The organism is Lutibaculum baratangense AMV1 (assembly GCF_000496075.1).
GTDB classification, from domain to species: domain Bacteria; phylum Pseudomonadota; class Alphaproteobacteria; order Rhizobiales; family Tepidamorphaceae; genus Lutibaculum; species Lutibaculum baratangense.
In genome coordinates this window covers 33,582-54,239 of sequence record NZ_AWXZ01000023.1, presented here as the reverse complement: position 1 = coordinate 54,239, position 20,658 = coordinate 33,582, and the positions used below count along the sequence as shown (strand labels likewise).

The 20,658-nt window shown below is 69.8% G+C and carries 26 protein-coding genes; 17 read left to right on the top strand and 9 right to left on the bottom strand.

The window, feature by feature from the left end; translation table 11 throughout:
- Positions 1 to 187 precede the first annotated feature (187 nt).
- Positions 188 to 529 (bottom strand): ArsR/SmtB family transcription factor, encoded by a 342-nt coding sequence (locus N177_RS08870; RefSeq protein WP_023431969.1) that lies wholly within the window; start codon positions 527 to 529, stop codon positions 188 to 190.
- A 115-nt stretch (positions 530 to 644) separates the two neighbouring features.
- On the opposite strand from N177_RS08870, the gene N177_RS08865 reads away from it, so the two are divergent.
- The 12 genes from N177_RS08865 to N177_RS08810 all read left to right on the top strand — a co-directional run bounded on the left by N177_RS08865 (position 645) and on the right by N177_RS08810 (position 12,644).
- Positions 645 to 872: a YgaP family membrane protein gene (locus tag N177_RS08865; protein ID WP_023431968.1), complete on the top strand. Its 228-nt coding sequence runs from the start codon at positions 645 to 647 to the stop codon at positions 870 to 872.
- 293 nt (positions 873 to 1,165) lie between these two features.
- Positions 1,166 to 2,221: a hypothetical protein gene (locus N177_RS08860; protein WP_023431967.1), complete on the top strand. Its 1,056-nt coding sequence runs from the start codon at positions 1,166 to 1,168 to the stop codon at positions 2,219 to 2,221.
- Positions 2,222 to 2,322: 101 nt separating this feature from the next.
- Positions 2,323 to 2,949 (top strand): sulfotransferase family protein, encoded by a 627-nt coding sequence (locus tag N177_RS08855; protein ID WP_023431966.1) that lies wholly within the window; start codon positions 2,323 to 2,325, stop codon positions 2,947 to 2,949.
- Between the two features lie 247 nt (positions 2,950 to 3,196).
- A complete protein-coding gene (locus N177_RS08850) occupies positions 3,197 to 3,478 on the top strand; it encodes a hypothetical protein (RefSeq protein ID WP_040485456.1) in 282 nt (93 codons plus the stop codon).
- A gap of 60 nt (positions 3,479 to 3,538) precedes the next feature.
- A complete protein-coding gene (locus N177_RS08845) occupies positions 3,539 to 4,651 on the top strand; it encodes an NAD-dependent epimerase/dehydratase family protein (protein ID WP_023431964.1) in 1,113 nt (370 codons plus the stop codon).
- A complete protein-coding gene (locus tag N177_RS08840; RefSeq protein WP_023431963.1) occupies positions 4,648 to 6,666 on the top strand; it encodes an SDR family NAD(P)-dependent oxidoreductase in 2,019 nt (672 codons plus the stop codon). The genes N177_RS08845 and N177_RS08840 overlap by 4 nt, the downstream gene beginning before the upstream one ends.
- A gap of 31 nt (positions 6,667 to 6,697) precedes the next feature.
- Positions 6,698 to 7,837 carry a glycosyltransferase family 4 protein gene (locus N177_RS08835; protein ID WP_051402308.1) on the top strand — a complete coding sequence of 380 codons (1,140 nt, stop codon included), beginning with the start codon at positions 6,698 to 6,700 and terminating at the stop codon, positions 7,835 to 7,837.
- Complete coding sequence (locus N177_RS08830; RefSeq protein ID WP_023431961.1) at positions 7,834 to 8,952, top strand: CgeB family protein; 1,119 nt, start codon at positions 7,834 to 7,836, stop codon at positions 8,950 to 8,952. Before N177_RS08835 ends, N177_RS08830 begins: the two co-directional genes overlap by 4 nt.
- Positions 8,952 to 10,052, top strand: coding sequence for a CgeB family protein (locus tag N177_RS08825; protein WP_023431960.1), 1,101 nt, complete (start codon positions 8,952 to 8,954; stop codon positions 10,050 to 10,052). Before N177_RS08830 ends, N177_RS08825 begins: the two co-directional genes overlap by 1 nt.
- A complete protein-coding gene (locus N177_RS08820; RefSeq protein ID WP_023431959.1) occupies positions 10,049 to 11,140 on the top strand; it encodes a CgeB family protein in 1,092 nt (363 codons plus the stop codon). The genes N177_RS08825 and N177_RS08820 overlap by 4 nt, the downstream gene beginning before the upstream one ends.
- Positions 11,137 to 11,928, top strand: coding sequence for a TIGR04290 family methyltransferase (locus N177_RS08815; RefSeq protein ID WP_023431958.1), 792 nt, complete (start codon positions 11,137 to 11,139; stop codon positions 11,926 to 11,928). Before N177_RS08820 ends, N177_RS08815 begins: the two co-directional genes overlap by 4 nt.
- 122 nt (positions 11,929 to 12,050) lie before the next feature.
- Entirely contained in the window at positions 12,051 to 12,644 is a 594-nt protein-coding gene (locus N177_RS08810; protein WP_023431957.1) for a superoxide dismutase family protein, read from the top strand.
- A gap of 81 nt (positions 12,645 to 12,725) precedes the next feature.
- Here the strand turns inward: N177_RS08810 and N177_RS08805 are convergent, their stop codons facing one another.
- Positions 12,726 to 14,063 carry an MFS transporter gene (locus N177_RS08805; protein ID WP_023431956.1) on the bottom strand — a complete coding sequence of 446 codons (1,338 nt, stop codon included), beginning with the start codon at positions 14,061 to 14,063 and terminating at the stop codon, positions 12,726 to 12,728.
- A 252-nt stretch (positions 14,064 to 14,315) separates the two neighbouring features.
- Between N177_RS08805 and N177_RS08800 the strand changes: the two genes are divergently transcribed.
- On the top strand, positions 14,316 to 14,696 hold the full coding sequence (locus N177_RS08800; RefSeq protein ID WP_023431955.1) for a DMT family protein: 381 nt from the start codon (positions 14,316 to 14,318) through the stop codon (positions 14,694 to 14,696).
- Between the two features lie 62 nt (positions 14,697 to 14,758).
- Here N177_RS08800 and N177_RS08795 read toward each other — a convergent pair whose 3' ends face one another.
- Positions 14,759 to 15,037 carry an Rdx family protein gene (locus tag N177_RS08795; RefSeq protein ID WP_023431954.1) on the bottom strand — a complete coding sequence of 93 codons (279 nt, stop codon included), beginning with the start codon at positions 15,035 to 15,037 and terminating at the stop codon, positions 14,759 to 14,761.
- A 94-nt stretch (positions 15,038 to 15,131) separates the two neighbouring features.
- Between N177_RS08795 and N177_RS08790 the strand changes: the two genes are divergently transcribed.
- Positions 15,132 to 15,425 (top strand): hypothetical protein, encoded by a 294-nt coding sequence (locus N177_RS08790; protein WP_023431953.1) that lies wholly within the window; start codon positions 15,132 to 15,134, stop codon positions 15,423 to 15,425.
- 21 nt (positions 15,426 to 15,446) lie between these two features.
- On the opposite strand, the gene N177_RS08785 is transcribed toward N177_RS08790, so the two are convergent.
- The 3 genes from N177_RS08785 to N177_RS08775 all read right to left on the bottom strand — a co-directional run bounded on the left by N177_RS08785 (position 15,447) and on the right by N177_RS08775 (position 17,467).
- Entirely contained in the window at positions 15,447 to 15,779 is a 333-nt protein-coding gene (locus N177_RS08785) for a type II toxin-antitoxin system PemK/MazF family toxin (protein WP_023431952.1), read from the bottom strand.
- Between the two features lie 2 nt (positions 15,780 to 15,781).
- A complete protein-coding gene (locus tag N177_RS08780; RefSeq protein WP_040485455.1) occupies positions 15,782 to 16,036 on the bottom strand; it encodes an AbrB/MazE/SpoVT family DNA-binding domain-containing protein in 255 nt (84 codons plus the stop codon).
- Positions 16,037 to 16,138: 102 nt separating this feature from the next.
- A complete protein-coding gene (locus N177_RS08775) occupies positions 16,139 to 17,467 on the bottom strand; it encodes an NAD(P)/FAD-dependent oxidoreductase (RefSeq protein WP_040485454.1) in 1,329 nt (442 codons plus the stop codon).
- A gap of 106 nt (positions 17,468 to 17,573) precedes the next feature.
- On the opposite strand from N177_RS08775, the gene N177_RS08770 reads away from it, so the two are divergent.
- The 3 genes from N177_RS08770 (at position 17,574) to N177_RS08760 (ending at position 18,304) form a co-directional block, all read left to right on the top strand.
- Entirely contained in the window at positions 17,574 to 17,759 is a 186-nt protein-coding gene (locus tag N177_RS08770; protein ID WP_023431949.1) for a hypothetical protein, read from the top strand.
- A 95-nt stretch (positions 17,760 to 17,854) separates the two neighbouring features.
- A complete protein-coding gene (locus N177_RS08765) occupies positions 17,855 to 18,040 on the top strand; it encodes a hypothetical protein (RefSeq protein ID WP_023431948.1) in 186 nt (61 codons plus the stop codon).
- A gap of 81 nt (positions 18,041 to 18,121) precedes the next feature.
- The gene (locus N177_RS08760) at positions 18,122 to 18,304 is read left to right on the top strand and encodes a hypothetical protein (protein WP_023431947.1); all 183 of its coding nucleotides are present in this window, start codon (positions 18,122 to 18,124) and stop codon (positions 18,302 to 18,304) included.
- 8 nt (positions 18,305 to 18,312) lie between these two features.
- On the opposite strand, the gene N177_RS08755 is transcribed toward N177_RS08760, so the two are convergent.
- The 3 genes from N177_RS08755 to N177_RS08745 are packed head-to-tail and all read right to left on the bottom strand — an operon-like array spanning position 18,313 to position 20,657.
- The gene (locus N177_RS08755; RefSeq protein WP_040485475.1) at positions 18,313 to 19,281 is read right to left on the bottom strand and encodes a HesA/MoeB/ThiF family protein; all 969 of its coding nucleotides are present in this window, start codon (positions 19,279 to 19,281) and stop codon (positions 18,313 to 18,315) included.
- Complete coding sequence (locus tag N177_RS08750; protein WP_023431945.1) at positions 19,278 to 19,880, bottom strand: thiamine phosphate synthase; 603 nt, start codon at positions 19,878 to 19,880, stop codon at positions 19,278 to 19,280. The genes N177_RS08755 and N177_RS08750 overlap by 4 nt, the downstream gene beginning before the upstream one ends.
- 6 nt (positions 19,881 to 19,886) lie before the next feature.
- A complete protein-coding gene (locus N177_RS08745; RefSeq protein WP_023431944.1) occupies positions 19,887 to 20,657 on the bottom strand; it encodes a thiazole synthase in 771 nt (256 codons plus the stop codon).
- Position 20,658: the final 1 nt, after the last annotated feature.

The window sequence follows — 20,658 nt, the reverse complement described above, 5'->3', positions numbered from 1 at the left end:
GGAAAACTGTATAGGGAAAGCAACAGCCCCTCTATAAGACTTTGTTCCAATTCCAGAGCGGGCCGTTCCTCTCCGGCATCCGAGTAAGGCCGCCCGCTACAGTGATGCCGCACCGCAGCAATGCTTCGCATGAGCAATAGGTGCGCCGCAGCAGCAGCCGTGGCGGCGGGGCTCTCGGCCGGCGCTCTCAGTCGGCGGTGCGGCCGGCGCCTCGCACGATCTCGGGGCAGAAGATCTCCGCCATCGCCCCGAGCAGCGCCTCCACGCGCGGGTCGGCGATGCGGTAGTGCAGCATCTGCGCTTCCCGGCGCGTCGCCACGAGATCGTCGGCGCGCAGCTTCGCGAGATGCTGGGAGAGCGCCGACTGGCTGAGGTTCACCGCCGCGGCGAGCTGCGTCACCGTCATCTCCTTCTCGGTGCCGAGCAGGCACAGGATGAGAAGCCGCTTCTCGTTCGCGATCAGCCTGAGGAGGTTCGCAACCTCGGCCGCCTTCGTCTCGAGCCCCGCCAACTCCGCGATCGATGCCATAGTTATGCTAGACCTTGCTAATTTAGCTTTGACTAATGTATATAGGGCCGGTCAGCCGCGGGTCCAGCCGCTCGACCGGCACGGGACGCCGCGATGTAACCGGAACGGGTGCACCATGTTCAGCACGACCAATGTAGGATCTCTAGACCGCATCATCCGCGCCGTCGTCGCCGTCGCTCTCGTCGCAGGCGGCCTGTGGACGCTCCCCGGCGCCTGGAGCTGGGTCGCGATCGTCGCCGGCTTCGTCGCCGGAGCCACCGCGCTCGTCCGCAGCTGCCCGCTCTACACCCTCCTGGGCATATCGTCCTGCCGAAGGCCGTCCGGCGGCCGCCGCCCGGCCTGAGCCACTCTGCCCAGTCGGCCCCGTGTCGAAGAACGACACTCGGGAACGGGCGCGCGGGGCGCCGCCGGCGCACGAACCGGGTGGACAGGCTTCCCGTCGGCGTTTAGTGCGAGAGGTGTGTGTGGGAGTGGCAGGACGCACGGCGCGCTGGGTAGATGATGGACGAGGTCGTCTCGGGTTGCCGCTACAGTAGGGATGGCGGAACGATCCCGAGGAGATCTCCTCCATGGCCCTGCGCGCGCTGCAGCCGGCAGGCCCACGGGACAGTTTAGGCACGCGAGCCCGGCACGCTCATGCTCTTCTTCGTCACGGGTTCGCCGAGTGGCCCTGCCAATTTCGGACTGGCTGCAACGCGCGCAATCGCGGAAAGCCGCTTCGGCGAGGCCGACTTCGCCAAGGTCACGACCTTCGAGCAGTTCGAGAAGGCCTACAAGGCGCGGAAGGCGGAGGCCTTCGTCGTCTCTCTGGAAGCACCTGATCTTCGCATTGCCCAGGTGCTGCAGCGGGCCGGAGCCAAGCCCGCCTTCTTCGAGGAGAGCTTCGAGACCACCGTCGGCTTCCTGCTCGCGGGCGCCAAACCGCTCGACTTTCGCAATGCCGTGCGCCGGACCTCGCGCTGGGTGGCGAGCAGCGCGATGTTGCTCGCCATGGAATGCGCGTTCCGCTTTCCACAGCCGGAACATGACACACGCCTCCTGTCCTTCCTGCAGAATCTCAGCCTCTTCTACGGCATCGACCCGGAGACCGAGTTGATCGAGCAGGCGGCCGCCAGGTTGGGCGTGAGGGAGTTGACGCCGCGCACGCTCCTGCACACGGAGATGTGCGCGAAGTTCCCGCGTGCCGCGCATGGTCAGGCGGCGCTCGAAGCCCTGCCCTCCTACGAGCGCAGCCTCCTGCTCAAGCTGGCGGAAGGCTACGACAACCTGCTGGGCGGAGATCCGGTGGCCACCTGCTCGTGGCCCCCGGGCTTCCTCGTAGACGCCGTGACGAAGGAGGACTACTTCCGGAGCCCGATCGAGATGCTCGGCCCGGCTCGCCGTCTCACCTTCGGTCCCTACCTTCACCTTCCTCCCGGACAATGGCTTTTCACGGCCATCATCGAAGTCTGGGACAATGCCTCCGGGAACCTGGTGAACGTCCGGGCAAGGGTGGGCAAGCAAGTCAACGCCGCCATAGCAGTGCAACTCCCGGCCAGGGCAAAACAGGCCGTCGCTTTACCTGTGACGGTAGAGGACCCGCACCATGCGATAGAGGTGTACTTCGACATGAAGGAAGGCGCCATCGAAGGGCGCTTTGCCGTTCACTCCCTGCAGATAATCAGGCAAGACCGGTCGGAGTCTCCGGTTTAGGTGCCTCCTGCCGCTACGGAGAACGCTCAACCAGGCTAGGATTCTGCAGAGGGACTGCGGCGCGTTGACCTCGGTCCAGACAGCAAAGTGAAGGAGCACGGATGGCGGACGACTGCTTCGTGACGGTGAGACCTCCGCTTGATGCGGGCGAGCGGAAGACCTTCGTCGTCCTGGGGGCACCTCGCGGCGGCACCTCGATGATCGCCGGGTCCCTCCGACTGGCTGGGATTTTCATGGGCGAGGGCCTTGGCGGACAGCATGAGGATCCCGCTTTCAAGCGGGAGGCCGTGGAGGACAAACTGGCTGCGATCGCGGACAGAAACCGCCGGTTCCACACCTGGGGCTGGAAGCTGCCGAGAACCGTTCATTTCTTCGACGAGATCAAGCATGCCCTGGTCAACCCCCACTTGATCGTCGTCTATCGCAACACGCTTGCCGTCGCGAGATCCTCGGCACGAAGAGATCGCCGCCCCCTCGACCTACATCTGATAAAGGTCGCCACTCGACATTACAGCAAAGTATTTGACATCATCGACGGGAACGATATGCCGACGGCGATAGTCGCGTACGAGGCAGCCGTTGCTCAACCTCGCCTCTATGCCGAGAGACTTGTCAAATATTGCGGCGTCGAACCCACTGGAGAGATGCTTGAGGAGATTTCTGCGTTCGTTGGAGGCAAACCGGGCTACACGGAGATACCTGGAGAGGTTCTGCCGCGAAGGGCATAGATGAGAGAAGCGGGTCGCCTCTGCTGGAGATCTTCAAAAAACGCTAGTGCCGGCGAGCGCTGAGGTGGCTGAGGGTTCGGGAGCGGGCCCGCGTGATCCCCTCCGGCGCCTCCTTTCGGGACATTGCACACCGCAGAGCCGGTTCCCAGAGTCTGGTTCCGGACAAAGCCGGTTCAGCTGGAACCGGTCGGCACCGGCCGCGTTCGCCTCGTGAGTTGAACCTCCGACAGAGAAGGGGTGCGTGCGCATGAGTTCCGCTGAAACGACCACCGATCACAAGAAGATCAAGGAGTGGGTGGAAGCGCGGGGCGGGACGCCGACCAAGGTGAAGGGCACCGGCGACAGCGACGAGGAGGGCATCCTCCGCATCGACTTCGGCGAGCCCGAGGATTCGCTGGAACCCATCTCCTGGGACGCCTTCTTCTCCGTCTTCGAGGAGAGCAGGCTCGCCTTCCTGCATCAGGACAAGACGGGCGACGGATCGACCAGCCGCTTCTTCAAGTTCGTGAAGCGCGACGGCCAGGGGTGATTGCGCGGGGCCGCCCCGCCTTGCCGTCATCCTCCCTCAACCTCACGCGAAGAACGAGCAATGTCCCGCAGAATTCTCATCACCGGCGGCGCCGGCTTCATCGGGCGCCACGTGGCCGAAACGATGCTGCGGCGCGGCCACGAGGTCCGCATCCTCGACAATTTCCATGAGCAGGTGCACGGACCCGAGCCCGAGCCCGCCCCGGTCCTGCGCGAATGCGAGGTCCTCGACGCCGACATCCGCGACCCCGACGCTGTCGGGCGCGCGATCGAGGGCGTCGACTGGGTGGCGCATCTCGCGGCCGAGGTCGGCGTCGGCCAGTCGATGTACGAGATCGACCGCTACACCGGCGTCAACGAGTACGGCACGGCCGTCCTCTTCCAGAAGCTGATCGAACAGCCCGTCGAGCGCGTCGTCACGGCGTCCTCGATGAGCATCTATGGCGAGGGTCTCTACCGCGCGCCCGACGGCACGCTCGTCGAGGATGCGCGCCGCCGCGCGGGCGACATCAACGGCCAGTGGGACCCCGTCGACGACGAGGGCCGCCCCCTCGAGCCGGCGCCGACGCCGGAGACGAAGCGCCCGAGCCTGTCCTCCGTCTACGCGCTCAACAAGTACGCCCAGGAGCAGATGACGCTGATCTCCGCCCCCGCCTACGGGATGGAGGCGGTGTGCCTCAGGCTCTTCAACGTCTTCGGCCCCGGCCAGGCGCTCTCGAACCCCTACACCGGCGTCTTGGCGATCTTCGCCTCGCGCGTGCTGAACGGCCAGGCGCCGATGGTGTTCGAGGACGGCAACCAGCGTCGCGACTTCGTGCACGTCACCGACGTCGCCGAAGCCTTCGCCCTGGCCTTCGAGGTCGGCGAGGCGAGCGGCGAGACGATCAATGTCGGCAGCGGCCAGGACATCTCGATCGCCGAGGTGGGAAACCGCCTGCTGCGCACGATGGGCCGCGACGACCTCGCGCCGGAGATCACCGGCAAGTTCCGGGCGGGCGACATCAGGCACTGCTTCGCCGACATCTCGAAGGCGCGCGAGGTGCTCGGCTTCGCGCCGCTTCGCGGCTTCGACGAGGCGCTGTCGGAGCTGACGGAATGGCTCGCCCAGCAGAAGGCCGACGACCGGGTGGCCGAGGCGCGGCGGGAGCTCGAAGCGCGGGGGCTCGTGTCGTGAGCGGAAGCGGGGCGGAGTTCGGCGTCGTCGAGTGGTTCTATCCCGGCGAGTACGAGCGGGTGGAGGAGAGCCTGAAGCGCATGCGCGCGGTCGGCGCCCACCGGCTCCGCACCCACCTCTCCTGGGCCGAGTTCCACGCCGAGAGCGGCCGCGAATGGTATGACTGGCTGATCCCGAAGCTCTCGGCCGAGGTCGATCTCCTCCCCTCGATCCACTACACCCCGCCCTCGATCTCCGAGACGGGGCGCTCGAGCGGGCCGCCGCGCGACCTCGGCGCGCTCGCCCAGTTCGTCGACGAGATCATCGGCCGCTACCCCGGCCTCCACACGCTCGAACTGTGGAACGAGCCGAACAACCTGCTCGACTGGGACTGGCGGGTCGATCCGGACTGGCTGAAGTTCTGCACCATGATGGGCCGCGCCGCGCATTGGGCGCGGGAACGCGGCCGCAGGGTCGTTCTCGGCGGGCCCTGCCCGAACGACATGAACTGGCTCCGCCTGATGGGCGAGCGCGGCGTCCTCGGCGTCATCGACGTCATGGGCGTGCACGGCTTTCCCGGCACGTGGGACAGCGAGGAAGGCGTATGGACGGGGTGGCCCGGCCTCATCGAGACGGTCCGCGACACGATGCGGCCCTTCAACGACGAGGCCGAGATCTGGATCACGGAAGCCGGCTACGCGACCTGGCGCTGCGACGCGGCGAACCAGGCCCAGCGCTTCCTCGACGCGCTGAAGGCGCCCGCCGACCGGCTCTACTGGTACTCGCTGCAGGACCTGCAGCCCCACGTCGCCGTGCAGGAAGGCCATCGCTTCGACGAGCGCCACTACCACATGGGGCTCTACGATCCCGGCGGCAGCCCGAAGCTCCTCGCGCGGCTCCTCGCCGACGGCGGGCCGGAGAACGTCCGCGAGGTTCTCGAGCTCTCGCGCCCGGCCCCCGCCGTCACCGGCATCCGGCCGATCCTCGTCACCGGCGGCGCGGGCTTCATCGGCTCGAACATCGTCGACCGGCTGTGCGCAGAGGGCCATCACGTCTGCGTCTACGACGCCCTCGCCCGCTCCGGCGTCGAGCAGAACCTCGCCTGGCTGAAAGAGCGCCACGGCCACAAGGTCTCGGTGGCGCTCGGCGACGTGCGCGATGCCGACGCGCTCGGCGAGGCCGCCCGCGACGCGGACGCCGTCTTCCACATGGCCTCGCAGGTCGCCGTCACCTCGAGCCTCGAGAACCCGCTGTGGGATTTCGAGGTGAATCTCAGGGGCACCTTCAACGTGCTCGAGGCGCTGCGGCGATCGGGCCGGAACACGCCGCTGATCTTCGCGAGCACGAACAAGGTCTACGGCGACCTCGCCGACATCCCGCTCGCCCTCGTCGACGGGCGCTGGCTGCCGGAGGACCCCGCCCTGCGCGCCCGCGGCATCGGCGAGGACAGGCCGCTCGCCTTCCGCACGCCCTATGGCTGCTCGAAGGGCGGCGCCGACCAGTACGTCCTCGACTACGCCCACAGCTTCGGCATCCCGGCCTGCGTCATGCGCATGAGCTGCATCTACGGGCCCCGCCAGTTCGGCACCGAGGACCAGGGCTGGCTCGCGCATTTCCTGATCAAGGCGCTCAAGGGCCAGAAGATCACGATCTTCGGCGACGGCCGGCAGGTGCGCGACGTGATGTGGGTCGAGGACACGGTGGAGGCCTATCTCGCCGCGCTCCGGAACATCGGCGGCGTCTCGGGGCAGGTCTTCAACCTCGGCGGCGGCGCGAAGAACGCGGTCAGCCTGCGGCAGGTCCTCGCCTTCATCGAGACCCTCACAGGCCGCCCGCTCGACATCGAGTTCCAGGACTGGCGGGCCGGCGACCAGCGCTATTTCGTGGCGGATCTGGGCCTCGCCCGCGAGACCTTCGGCCTCGCCGAGCCGCTCGACTGGCAGACCGGCCTCAGGCGGCTGACCGGCTGGCTCCAGGCGAACCGCGACGACCTCGAGGTCACTCCCGCGAGCGTCCGGACGGCCGGGGCGCAGTGATGCGCGTCCTCGCGACGGAGGCCCAGGAGCCATGCGAACCCCGGAGCCGGCGATGAGCCAGGCCTTCAAGCCGCCCGTCGGGCGTGTCCTTCTCACGACCGACGCCGTCGGCGGCGTCTGGCAGTACGCGCTCGACCTCGCCCGCTTCTACTGCCGTCACGGCGTCGAGGTCGTGCTCGCCGTTCTCGGTCCGGAGCCGTCGCAGGACAAGCGCACGGAAGCCGGCCTCGTCGGGGGTCTCGACCTCCGCGTGACGGGGCTGCCGCTCGAGTGGATGGGGCCCTCGCCGAACGAGCTCACCGAGGCCGCCCGCGAGCTCTCGCGGCTCGCGACCGACTCGGGCGCCGACATCGCCCATGTCAGCAACCCCGCCCTCATCGCCGGCGCCGGATGGACGGTGCCGGTCGTCGCCACCCTCCACTCCTGCGTCGGCACGTGGTGGCAGGCGATGCGGCCGGACGAGCCGATGCCGGACGACTTCCGCTGGCGCGTCGACCGCATCGGCGCGGGCCTCGCGGCAGCCACGCTCGCGACGGCGCCGTCCGGCGCCTTCGCCGGCGATGCGGCCCGCATCTATCGCGGCGTCGACTTCCGCGTCATCCACAACGGCCGCGACGGAACCGCCTTCTCGCGTCTCGACATGCCAAGGATCGGTGCCTTCACCTCCGGGCGCCTCTGGGACGAGGCGAAGAACGTGCGCGTGATCGACCTCGCCGCGCGCGAGTTCGGGCTGCCGATCTTCGCCGCCGGCCCGCTCGAGGGGCCGCACGGCGTCGCGCAGCTCTTTCCGCACCTCCAGGTCCTCGGACCGCTGCCGAACGTGAAGGTGAGACAGCGCCTGGCGACGACCGCCGTCTACGTGTCGACCGCCTTCTACGAGCCTTTCGGCCTCGGCGTCCTCGAGGCGGCGCAGTCGGGCTGCGCCCTCGTCCTGTCCGATATCGGCAGCTTCCGCGAGCTGTGGGGCGGCGCGGCGCTCTTCGTCGACCCGCACCAGCCGGGCGCGGTCGCCGAGGCTCTGAACACCCTCTCCCGCGACGAGAAGATGCGCCGGAAGCTCGCGACAGCGGCACAGGAGCGCGCCGGCCGCTACACGACGAAGCGCATGGCGATGCAGACGCTCGCCGCCTATGCGGAGGCGATGGGAGAGCGTCAGGCGGGGGCCGCATGAGGATCGTCTACTTCACCCATTCGCTGGCCTCCTGCTGGAACCACGGCAACGCCCATTTCCTGCGCGGCATCCTGCGCGACCTGCGCCGGCGCGGGCACGACGCCGTCGCCCACGAGCCGGAGACGGGCTGGAGCCGCGAGAACCTTGTCGGGGACCACGGCGCCGAACCGCTCCGGCGCTTCGCGGAGACGTTCCCCGACCTCGCGACGCAGGCCTACGGCCCGGATTTCGATCCCGCCTCCGCGCTCGACGGCGCCGACCTCGTGATCGTCCACGAGTGGGCGGATCCCGCCCTCGTCGCCCGGATCGGCCGGGCCCGCAGGGCCGGCGGCCGCTTCGTCCTCCTCTTCCACGATACCCACCACCGGGCCGTCAGCGAGCCCGAGGCGATGAAGGCGCTCGACATCGCCGACTATGACGGCGTCCTCGCCTTCGGCGAGAGCCTGTCGGAGGTCTATCGCGGCTGGGGCTGGGGCGACCGGGTCTTCACCTGGCACGAGGCGGCCGACACCTCGCACTTCCAGCCGCCGCGCGAGGAGGGCCCGCGCGACGGCCTCGTCTGGATCGGCAACTGGGGCGACGGCGAGCGGACGGCGGAGCTCGACGAGTTCCTGTTCGCGCCCGCCCAGGCGGAGGGCGTGAGCCTCACGGTCCATGGCGTGCGCTATCCCGACGAGGCGCTCGCGACCCTGAAGGCGCGCGGCGCCGACTATCGCGGCTGGCTGCCGAACGCCGAGGCGCCACGGGTCTTCGCCCGCCACATGGCGACCGTCCACGTGCCGCGCCGCCTCTATGTCGACCTTCTGCCGGGCATCCCGACGATCCGCGTCTTCGAGGCGCTGGCCTGCGGCATCCCGCTGCTCTCGGCGCCGTGGCAGGATGCGGAGGGCCTGTTCCGGCCGGGCCGGGACTATCTCGTCGCACGGACTGGAGAGGAGATGCGCCGCCACATCCGCGCCGTCGTGAACGACCCCGGGCTCAGGGCCTCGTTGATCTCGAGCGGCCTCGAGACGATCCGCGCCCGCCACAGCTGCGCCCACCGGGTCGACGAGCTCCTGGCGATCGTCGACAGTATCGGCGGTCGCAACACCGCGTCCGCGCAGGAGGTCGCCTGATGCGCATCGCCTTTTACGGGTCTAGCCTCGTCTCCGCGTACTGGAACGGCGCGGCGACCTACTATCGCGGCCTCATCCGCAATCTCGCCGCGCTCGGCCACGAGGTCACCTTCTACGAGCCGGATGCCTACGACCGGCAGAAGAACCGCGACATGGACCCGCCCGACTGGGCCAGGGTCGTCGTCTACGACGCGAACGAAGACGCCGTGAACGCCGTGCTCGCTGAGGCGGCACAGGCCGATATCGTCGTGAAGGCCAGCGGCGTCGGCGTCTTCGACGACGAGCTCTTCCGCGGCATCCTCGAGCACGGCCGCGACGACGCGCTGAAGATCTTCTGGGATGTCGACGCGCCCGCGACGCTCGCCGATCTCGCCGCGGATCCCGGCCACATGATGCACGCGCTCCTGCCGCAGCTCGACGCGGTGCTCACCTATGGCGGCGGAGATCCCGTCGTCGAGGCCTATCGCGGCTTCGGCGCCCGCCACTGCGCTCCCGTATACAACGCCCTCGATCCCGAGACGCACCATCCCGTGCCGCACGACGAGCGCTTCGCCTGCGACCTCGCCTTCCTCGGCAACCGACTGCCCGACCGCGAGGCGAGGGTCGAGGAGTTCTTCTTCAAGCCGGCCCGGATGCTGCCGCACCGGCGCTTCCTGCTCGGCGGCTCGGGCTGGGAGCCGCACCAGCTGCCGGAGAACGTCCGCCATATCGGCCACGTCTCGACGCGCGACCACAACGCCTTCAACACGACGCCGCTCGCGGTGCTGAACGTCGCCCGTGATTCCATGGCGAAGGTCGGCTTCTCGCCCGCCACCCGCGTCTTCGAGGCCGCCGGCGCCGGCGGCTGCCTCATCACGGATCACTGGCAGGGGCTCGAGCTCTTCCTCGAACCGGGCCGGGAGGCGCTGGTCGCCGAGACCGGCGAGGACGTGGCACGGCTCCTCGAGGGCCTCGACCGCGACCGCGCGGGCGAGATCGGCCGCGCCGGCCGGGCGCGGATCATGGCGGAGCACACCTATGCCCGCCGCGCCGAGCAGGTCGACGGGATCTTCAGGTCCCTGCGCGACGTGCGTTCGAGCCGCGAGAGGAAGACCGCATGAAGATCGCCATCTTCGGCCTGAGCCTCTCCTCCTCCTGGGGGAACGGCCACGCCACCACCTACCGCGCGCTCTGCCGCGCGCTTCACGCGCGGGGACACGAGGTCGTCTTCCTCGAGCGCGACGTGCCCTGGTATGCCGCCCATCGCGACTTCACGTCCTGCGACTACTGCGACCTCCGCCTCTATTCCTCGCTCGGCGACGTCGACGCGCTGCGCGGGGAGATCGAGGCCGCCGACGCCGTCGTCCTCGGCTCCTACGTTCCCGAGGGCGTCGCGCTCGCGGAGAAGCTCCTCGCCTTCGACGTTTCGCCCCTCGCCTTCTACGACATCGACACTCCCGTCACGCTCGGCAAGCTGTCGCGAGGCGACCACGAGTACCTGACGCCCGACCTCGTCCCCCGCTTCGACCTCTATATGTCGTTCAGCGGCGGCCCGGCGCTCGACACGCTGACACATGAGTACGGCGCGGTGCGCGCGCGGCCCCTCTATTGCGGGGTCGACGTCGACCATTACCGCCCGCTCGACGTCGGGAAGCGCTGGGACCTCGGCTATCTCGGAACGTACAGCCCCGACCGCCAGCCGCCGCTCGAGGCGCTGCTGATCGAGCCGGCGCGCCGCCTGCCGCACATGCGCTTCGTCGTCGCCGGCCCGCAATATCCAGACGACATCGCCTGGCCCGAGAATGTCGAGCGCATCGACCATGTCGGCCCGGCCGACCACCCGGCCTTCTACTCGGAGCTGCGCTTCGCGCTGAACGTGACGCGGGCCGAGATGGTGGCGCTCGGCTACAGCCCCAGCGTCAGGATGTTCGAGGCGGCGTCCTGCGCCGCCGCGATCATCTCCGACCCGTGGAACGGCATCGAGACGTTCTTCGAGCCGGACCGCGAGATCCTGCTCGCCAGCACCCCCGAAGACGTGACCTCGCTGCTCGCAGGCGCTAGGGTCGTCGACGCAGCGGCAGTCGGCGCAGCCGGCCGCCGCCGCATTCTCGGCGACCACTCGTCCGCGCGCCGTGCCGAGCAGCTGGAGGACTGGCTGGCCGAGGCGCGCTCGCGGCTTTCGCTCACGCAGGCACGATCGGCAGTATGACGACCACGACCAACGGACACTGCACTCTCGCGACGAAGATCGAGGAACTGGGGCCCTGGTTCCACAATCTCCACCTGCCCGGCAACATCGAGACCGCTCCCGACCACATGTTCGGCGACTTCCCGCGCTACAAGTGGGAGCAGATCGCGCCGCACATCCCGGCCGACCTCACGGGCTGGCGGGTCCTCGATATCGGCTGCAACGCCGGCTACTACAGCTTCGCCCTCGCCGCCCGCGGCGCCACCGTCCTCGGCATCGACACCGACGAGCACTATCTCAGGCAGGCGCAGTGGGCGAAGGAAGTGAAGGGGGCCGACACGGTCGAGTTCCGCCAGGGCTCGGTCTACGAGGCCGGCCGCTTCGGGGCCTTCGACCTCGTCCTCTTCATGGGCGTGTTCTACCACCTCCGCCATCCGCTCCTGGCGCTCGACATCCTCGGACAGCTCGAGCCTCGGCTCATGGTCTTCCAGACGCTGAGCTTCGGCAGCGACGCCGTCGCGCCCGACGCGTGCGAGGACCGCGACTTCCAGACGCGCGACCGGCTGGCGGACCCGGCCTGGCCGCACATGGCCTTCATCGAGACGACGTTCTGCGACGACCCCACGAACTGGTGGGTGCCGAACCACGCCGCGATCGAGGCGATGCTGCGGAGCGCAGGCTTCCGCGTCACGGGCCGGCCGGGCCACGAGATCTATCTCTGCACCGCCGACGACACGAGCACACGCTGGCGTCAGGAGGACGAGGCGGTGTCGCTGATCGTCCGCGGCCTGTCCCGCAACGGCGGCTGAGGCCCGCGGCTTCCGCCGGTTCCGAACCGGACGGCGGCGGACACGGTCGCGCGAGGTCCGGAACGGCTCGCTGCCGCATTCCATTCTCCTTCGACACCACCGACGATCGAGGGAGACAGCTCATGCAGACTCGCACGCTCTTCACCGCGGCCTCCGCGATGGCCATCGCCGCGGGCATGGCCCTGGCCGGCCCGGCCTCCGCCCAGGAGCAAGAGGCCGCCACCGAGGCCGAGGCGGCGTCGAACCAGGTCACCGCCAGCGCCGATCTCATGACCTCGGAAGGCGAGGCTGCCGGCACGGTCGCGATCGTGGAGACGCCGCACGGCCTTCTCGTGCAGCTCGACGCCGAGGGCCTGCCGGCGGGCGGTCACGGCTTCCACATCCACGAGACCGGCCAGTGCGACGCGCCGGACTTCCAGTCGGCCGGCGGTCACTTCGCCCCCGAGGGCAACCAGCACGGCGTCCTCAGCGAGGGCGGGCCGCATGCCGGCGACCTTCCGAACATCTACGTGCCGGAGAGCGGCGCGCTGAGGGCCGATTTCTTCGTGCCGAACGTGACGATCGCGGACGGCGACGACGCCCTTCTCGACGACGACGGCGCGGCCTTCATGATCCACTCGTCGATCGACGACTACGAGACCGATCCGGCCGGTGACGCCGGCGAGCGCATCGCCTGCGGCGTCGTCGCGGCGGTCGCGGAGCCCGCGGCGCAGTAAGCGCACCCCGCGAAAGACACGACGAAGGGCCGGCACTGCCGGTCCTTCTTTTTGCTTCGGTCCACGAAGCGCCGCCACGCATCACGCCGCCAGCCGCTCGTCTTCGTCCGTCTCGGACGCCCAGTCCTCGCCGAAGGTGAAGTCGAACTCGAGCTGCTCCTCCTCGGGCGTCCAGTCCATCGGCCGGAGCACCGGGCTCGCCGCGAAGACGGTCGGCTCGTAGCCCGTGCTCTCCTCGGCCGCCTCGCCCTCCTCGGGAATGTCCTCCCGCACCGCCATGCGCACGAAGGTGAACCCGGCGAGCGCGATGAGCGCGACGGCGAGGAAGCCCATCAGCCCCTGCGGGCCGAACATGTCCATCGCCAGCGAGGCGACCGGCCCGGCGAGCGACGAGCCGATCGAGAAGCTGAGGATCAGGGCCGCCGCGGCCGGCACGATCGTGCTCTCGGGCAGGCGGTCGTTCGCATAGGCGACGATCACGGCGTAGAGCGGCATCGCCGCGATGCCCGCCACCGCCGCCGACAGGACGAGGACCGGCAGGGTCGGCCCCACCGTCGCCATCATGAGCATCGCGGCGACCGCGCCCACGCCGAGAAGGCTCGTCGTGAAGGCGATCACGCGCCGCCGGTCGAACCGGTCGGACAGCCAGCCGAGCGGGTACTGCACGAGCATGCCGGCCACGAGCGCGCCGGTGACGAAATAGGACGCGCCGTTGTCGCTCAGGCCCGCCCGGTTCGCGAAGACGGCGCCGAGCCCGAGGAACGAGCCCTGCGCCGCGCCGATCACCATCGTGCCGACGAGGCCGAGCGGCGTCTCGCGGTAGAGCCGCATGAGCGTGTAGCTTTCCGCCGCCGTCTCCGCCGGCACGGCCGGCGGCCCGATCCGCGTCACGAGCACCGGCACGATGCCGACGGACATCAGGATCGAGGCGACGATGAAGAGCGGGTAGCCGCCGACCGAGCCGAGGCTGACGACGAGCGGGCCGACGGCATAGCCGAGGATGATCGAGATGCTGGCGACCGCCAGAAGCTGGCCGCGCACGGAGCGGGTGGCCCGCGCGTTGATCCAGCTCTCCGTGACGGTCGCGATGACCGCGAAGCTCATGCCCGTGATGAAGCGCAGCGCGCTCCAGAAGATCGGGTCGACCCACAGCGAATGGGCGAGGACGACCGCCGAGATGACCGACCCCACGCCGGCGAAGGCGCGGATGTGGCCGACCCGCCGCACGAAGCCCGGCGCCTGGAACGTGCCGAGCGCGTAGCCGACATAGTAGGAGGCCGCCAGGACGCCGATCGTCAGGGTCGAGAAGCCTTCCGCGTCCGCGCGCAGGCCGAGGATCACGAACTGCATCGAGTTGCCGGCCAGGAGCACGAAGAGGCTCAGTATCAGGGCCGAGACGGAGAGCAGCAGCGCGCCCATCGGTCATGTCCTTCCGGGGTCGTGGGGTGGTTCGTCTGGTGCCGGGGCTTGGCCGGCCCGGCGTCCCGCGGCCGGTGCCGAAGAGGGGCGGACCCTCACACGCCGCTCCCGGTGGAGGCGTGCCCGTCCGCGAAGCCGAATGGCCGGGGGGCGACGGAAGTTCCCCCGCTTGAGGCTTTGCGCGGCCTCTGGGCATCATGCCGCGCCGGCGGGACGGCCCGCTTGCCGCGCCGCTGCCCGAGGCTCTCCCGCATGCCCGAGATCTCCCGCTACGTCCTGCCCGTCCTCCTGCTTCTCGCCTCGAACGTCATGATGACGCTCGCCTGGTACGGCCATCTGCGCTTCGAGCACCGGCCGCTCGCGATCGTGGTGCTGGCGAGCTGGGGCATCGCCTTCTTCGAGTATTGCCTCGCCGTGCCGGCGAACCGCATCGGCTACGGCGTCTATTCCGGCGCCGAGCTGAAGACGATCCAGGAGGTCGTGACGCTGTCGATCTTCGCGGTGTTCTCGGTCGTCTATCTCCGCGAGGACCTGACGCTGAACCACCTCCTCGGCTTCGCGCTGATCGCGCTCGGCGCCTATGTCGTCTTCGCCGGCCCGTTCGCCGAGCGCGTCATCGTCACGGCGCGCTAGAGCGGGATGAGGATAAGTGGGAACCGGTTTTCCGCCCGCATCCCGCTCTGAACCAACGTGATCTAGCGGTCGGAGTGACCGAGGTCGCGCTCCGGATCCAGCCGGTCGCGCACGCGCTGCTTCAGCACCTTCGCCTCGGGAAAGCCGCCGTCGCGCTTGCGCTCCCAGATCTCCCAGCCGTCGAGCTCCACCCGGAAGACCCCGCCCGTGCCGGGGATGAGCGCGACCTCGCCCAGATCCTCCGCGAAGGCCTGGAGCAGCTCCTGCGCCATCCAGGCGGCGCGCAGCATCCAGTTGCACTGTCGGCAGTAGGTGATCGCGATGCGCGGCCTGTCCGTCACGTTCCGTCTCCGGCTGGTCCTGCTTCCCCGGCATTGGCGCGAAGGGCCTTGATGTGGAACACTGCGGCTGAACGTTCAACCGCCCCGAGCCCCCATGCGCCCCGTTCTCGCCCTCGCCGCCGTCGTCCTCTGGGCGTCCGCGCACCCAGCAGCCGGCTGCAGCGCCTATAGCTGCGAGGGCGTCGGCTGGCACGACTACGACCCCGAGCGCCCCGGCCCCACCGCCGCCTTCCAGGCCGCCCGCCGCGAGGGCACGCCCGAGGCGCTCGACCGCTTCGTGAGAGCCTATCCCGGCTCGCCGGCAGCTTCCGAGGCGCTGGCGCTGAGGGAGGAGCTGAGCCGTGAGGCCGAGGCAAGGGAGAAGGGCGGGGCGTCCGGAGGGCGGTAGCGGCGACCTCCCTCCCGCCCTCTATTCGAACAGGGTGGAGAGCCGCGCCAGCACGTCGTCCACGATGAAATCGGGCACCGCTTCGATCCGGCGGCCGCCACGCGCCCGCAGGTCGAGTGTGCGGACCTGATTGCACAGGATGACGCCGGTCGAGGCCGTTCCAGCTCCCGTCAGTGAGACCGCGAATCCCGCCATGCGCGCGCCCATGCCGCCCGTCGTGATCGGGACGACGATGGCCGTGCCGGAGATCCGGTTGAAACTTTCGGGCGAAACGATGAGGACGTAGCGAGCTCCCTGCTGCTCGCGTCCCGAGGTAGGATTGAGATCGACGTGCCAGATTTCCCCGCGCCGCAAGCTCAGATCTCCTCGCGGTCCACCGGCTCGTCTTCGAGCCAGGCCCGATCCTCGGCAGTGACCGGAGCATCGGGATCGCACTGCGCGAGCAGTTCGTCGAGGTTGTACCGCCTGCGCGACGGCGCGACCGCCAGCTTCCCGTTCTCCACTTCCATGGAGACCGTTGAGCCGGCCGAAAGACCGAGCTCCTCGAGCGTGGCGGGCGGGATCGCCAGCATGATGGAGCCCCCCACCTTGCGGAGTCTGGCGGTGCTCATCGAAGCCTCCTGAATATAACAGAAATATAACCCCCTTGCGCGGCGGCGGCAAGCCGCCGGTCCACAGCGCGGCCATGGCCCGTGAAAGGGGTCTCTGGCCCCTCAAACCGGCAGCGGGGCCTTTGGCCGCCAGACGCCGCCCTTCTCCTTGAAGCGCTCCATGCGGAAGGCGGAGATGTCGATCGAGGGCTCGTGGCCGCGCAGCATCTCGGCCATCACGAGCCCCGCGCCCGCGCCGATGCCGAAGCCGTGGCCGGAATAGCCGGTCGAGACGAACAGGCCTTCGCGCCCCGGCACCGGCCCCATGACCGGGATCTCGTCCGGCGTCACGTCGATCATCCCGGCCCAGCGCTCGACGGCCCTGGCGTCCCGGAGCTGCGGGAAGAGGTCGCCCGCCGAGGCGAGCACGTCGTCGAGCAGGCGGGTGTCCGGCTCGGGATCGAGCACCCGCATCTGCTCGAACGGGCTCATCTGGTCGGCTCCCCAGCGCCGCTGGCCGAGCGCGTCGAAGAACGGCCTGCCGAAGCGCAGCGTCATGATCCGCCACTGCTCGCGCAGGATCGGCAGGAACGCGAGGAAATGGGTGAAGGCCGCGGGGATGATGTCGAAGGTGGCGGCCGAGGAGCGGGCGAGCGTGTAGCCGCCGTCCTGCCGGCGCCTGATCGCAGCCTTGTGCCCGCCGACCGCGCTCTCGGTGATCAGCGGCGCCGGTGCGGTGCGCTGCACCGAGGCCTTCACCGCGAGCTGCGGCAGGGAGAGGCCGATATTCTCGAGGAAGGCCCGGCTCCATGCGCCGCCGGCGAGGAGCACCGCCCGGCAGCGTATCGTGCCCCGCTCGGTGACGACGCCGGTCACCCGGCCGCCCTCCGTCTCGAGCGTGCGCACGGCGAGCCGCTCGAGGATCCGCGCGCCCTCGGCCCGCGCGGCCCGGGCGACGGCCGGGATCGCCTTGCCCGGCTCGGCGCGGGCGTCGCTCGGGGTGAACATCGCGCCCTTGAAGCGCCGCTTGTCCTGTCCGAGCATCGCGTCGGTCTCGGCCGAGGAGAGGAGCCTGGTGTCGAGCTGGTGCTGCTTGGCGTGCTCGAGCCAGGCCTCGTGCTCGGCGAGGTCGGCGTCGGTCTCCGCGAGGTAGGTCACGCCGCCGACATGGAAGCCGATGTCGTCTGGAAGCGTCGGCGCGATGTCCGCCCAGCGCCTGAGGCTCTCGATCGCGAGCGGCAGCTCGCGCGGGTCACGGCCCTGCTTGCGGATCCAGCCCCAGTTGCGGGAGGACTGCTCGCCGGCGATGCGCCCCTTCTCGCACACGACGACCGGCACGCCCGCCTTCGCCAGGTAGTAGGCGGCGAAGATGCCGGCGATGCCGCCGCCGATCACCACCACCTCCGTCTCCTTCGGCAGGATGTCGTTAGCCGGCTTATAGGTATTGCTCATGCGGCGAGCGGGCTCCATCGACCCCGAATGTCGTGTTGGACGCGAAACGCTTCCTTTACCACGGGCGGTCAGGGTGCCGGCAGTGGCAAAAGAGGGACTGGAGGCGATGGATTCCACGACGATCGCGGGTGCCGCCGTCGCCGCACAGACGGCGCAGACGCGCCTCTTCGCCCAGATGGGCATGCTGAAGCAGCAGAACGAGGCCGAGATGGCGATCGTCGACATGCTCGCCGAAGCCGCCTCCGCGCCCCTCCCCGAGGGCGTCGGCACGAAGCTCGACCGCATGGCCTGACCGGCATCGGCCAGACACTTAGAATACCGCAGGTTTCCTCAGCGCCGCGTTGACCGGCGCCCGTCCATTCTCTCCTCGACAACGAGGTGAGAGAGATGGACACGTCCGGCGTCGCGGGCATGGTCGCCCTCCTGCAGGCGGAGACGCAGCACAAGGCGTCGATCGCCGTCATGAAGGCGCAGCAGGATATGCAGCTTCAGGCCGTGCGCATGGCGGTCAACGAGGCGCGCGCCGCCTCGCCCGGCGAGGGCGTCGGCGCGATCCTCGACGTGAAGGCGTGAGCCGCCGGCCGCGCTCTCTCGCGTTGACGATCCGTTAACGCCGGCGCCTCAGACTGGCCCGTGGGGGGTGAGGAGGTTGCCATGGAGCCGACTGCGGCGACAGGCCTGATCGCCCTGATGCAGGCCCAGATCACCAAGGCCCACGAGAAGCTCACGACCCGCCGGCCCTCGCAGATGTCGCTGTCGGAGAACCTGGATCTCCGGAAGACGGTGTCGAGGTCGCTCGGCGACGGTATCGGCCGGAACCTCGACAGGCGCGTCTGAGGCGGCGTTCACTCCGCCAGCAGCACCGCCACGTCCGCGCGCCCGCGCCGCTGCATGCTGCGTGCCGCGCGGAAGGCGCGCACGCCGGTGGCGCAAGCGAAGACGAGCCGACGGTCGCGCGGCAGCCCGGCATCCGCCTCGATCGCGGCCGGGCTCACGCGCAGCGCGTCCTCCACCACCGGTTCCGGCGCCTCCGCCTCGTCCCGCAGTTCCACGACGAGGTCGCCGGCCGTCAGGCCGCCGCGCCCGATGAACGCGGGCCCAGGGCCGGCCGGCTCCGGTGCGCCGTCGAAGCGGAAGCCGCCGATCGCGAGGTCCGACAGATCGAGCGTCACGAGCCGGCCGAGCGGCGACGGCGTGGTGTCGAGGATCACCTGCAGCGCCATGTGCGCCTGGAAGCCGCCGACGATCGCGACGGCGGAGCCGAGCACGCCGTTCGCGGCGCAGGAGCCGACGCTCGACGGCATGTCGGGGAAGATCGCGCGGTAACTCGGGGCGCCGCCGCAGAACCCGCCGACGAAGCCTTTCTGGCCGATGACGGAGGCGGCGATCAGCGGCTTGCCCGCCTGAAGGCAGGCGTCGCTCGTCACGTAGGTCACGGCGAGACGGTCGGTCGCGTCGACCACGAGGTCGGCCTCGGCCACGAGCGCCGCGGCGTCCTCCGGCCCCAACCTCCCGGCCCGGGCCGCGATTTCGACGTCGGGATTGTAGCGGGCGATGGCGTCGCGCGCCGCCTCGACCTTCGGCCGCCCGATATCGGCCATCGTGTAGAGCGGCTGGCGGTGAAGGTTCGACAGCTCCACCCTGTCGTCGTCGATCACGATCAGCCGGCCGACCCCGCCCCCCGCCAGCACGGGCAGCACGGCGCAGCCCAGTCCGCCGGCGCCGATCACCGCCACCGTCGCTGCGCCGAGCCGTGCCTGCCCCTCGGGCCCGACCTCCGGCAGCACGATCTGCCGGGCGTAGCGTTCGCTCATGCCGCCGCCCTGGTCGCCTCGATCCACTCGCGCGTGCGCGCCTCCGGGTCGGCGTGGCGCAGCACGTCGGTCACGACGGCCGTGCAGTCGGCGCCGGCGGCAAGCGCCTGCCGGGCCCGCTCGGGCGTCAGGCCGCCGATCGCGACGAGCGGGATGTCGCCGATCAGCCGCTTCCATTCGCCGAGCCGCTCGAGCCCCTGCGGCGCGAACGTCATCGCCTTCAGGACCGTCGGGAAGACGGGCCCGAGCGCGACGTAGTCCGGCTTCGCCGCCAGCGCCCGGTCGAGCTCGGCATGGTCGTGTGTCGAGATGCCGAGCTTCACGCCGGCGCGGCGGATCGCCTCGAGGTCGGCCGTGTCGAGGTCCTCCTGGCCGAGATGCACCCAGTCGCATCCCTCCTCGACCGCGATGCGCCAATAGTCGTTGACGACGAGGGTCGCGCCCGCCGCGTCGCAGAGCTGCTTCGCCCGGTGGACCTGCGCCCAGACGTCCTCCTCGGCGCGCTCCTTGACCCGCAGCTGGGCGAACTTGAGGCCCTGCGGCAGAAGCCGCTCCAGCCACGCGGCGTCGTCGACGATGAGGTAGAAGGGATCGAGCATGTTCTTTCAGTCCTGGAAGGCCATGCCGAAGACCGGCGTCGAGGGCGTGGCCATGTCGCGGGCCTCGATCGGGTCGGCGAGGAAGGCTGCGCGCCCGGCCTCCACGGCCCTGGCGAACGCGCCGGCCATGATGACGGGATCGCCCGCCTTCGCGACCGCCGTGTTGAGGAGCACCGCGTCGTAGCCGAGCTCCATCGCGTGTGCGGCATGGGACGGCAGGCCGAGCCCGGCGTCGATCACGAGCGGCAGCTCCGGGTACCGGCTGCGCAGCGTCTTGAGGCCCGGCACGTTGGCGAGGCCGCGGCCCGAGCCGATCGGCGCCCCCCACGGCATGAGCACTTCGCAGCCTGCATCGACCAGCCGGTCGGCCACGCCCAGGTCCTCCGTGGTGTAGGGGAAGACCTCGAAGCCCTGCGAGACGAGCTCGCGCGCCGCCTCGACGAGGCCGAACACGTCGGGCTGCAGCGTGTCGTGGTCGGCGATCACCTCGAGCTTCACCCATGGCGTGCCGAACACCTCGCGCGCCATCTCGGCCGTCGTGATCGCCTCCTTCGCGGAGTGGCACCCGGCCGTGTTCGGCAGAACCTTCAGGCCGAGCTCGCGCACGATCCCCCAGAAGGCCTGCCCCGCCCGCTCGGCGCCCGATTCCCGCCGCAGCGAGACGGTGACGATGTCGCAGCCCGAGGCCTTCACCGCCTCCGCCATGATCGCCGGCGAGGGATATTGCGCGGTGCCGAGCATCAGCCGCGAGTTGAGCTCCGTGCCGTAGACGTTCATC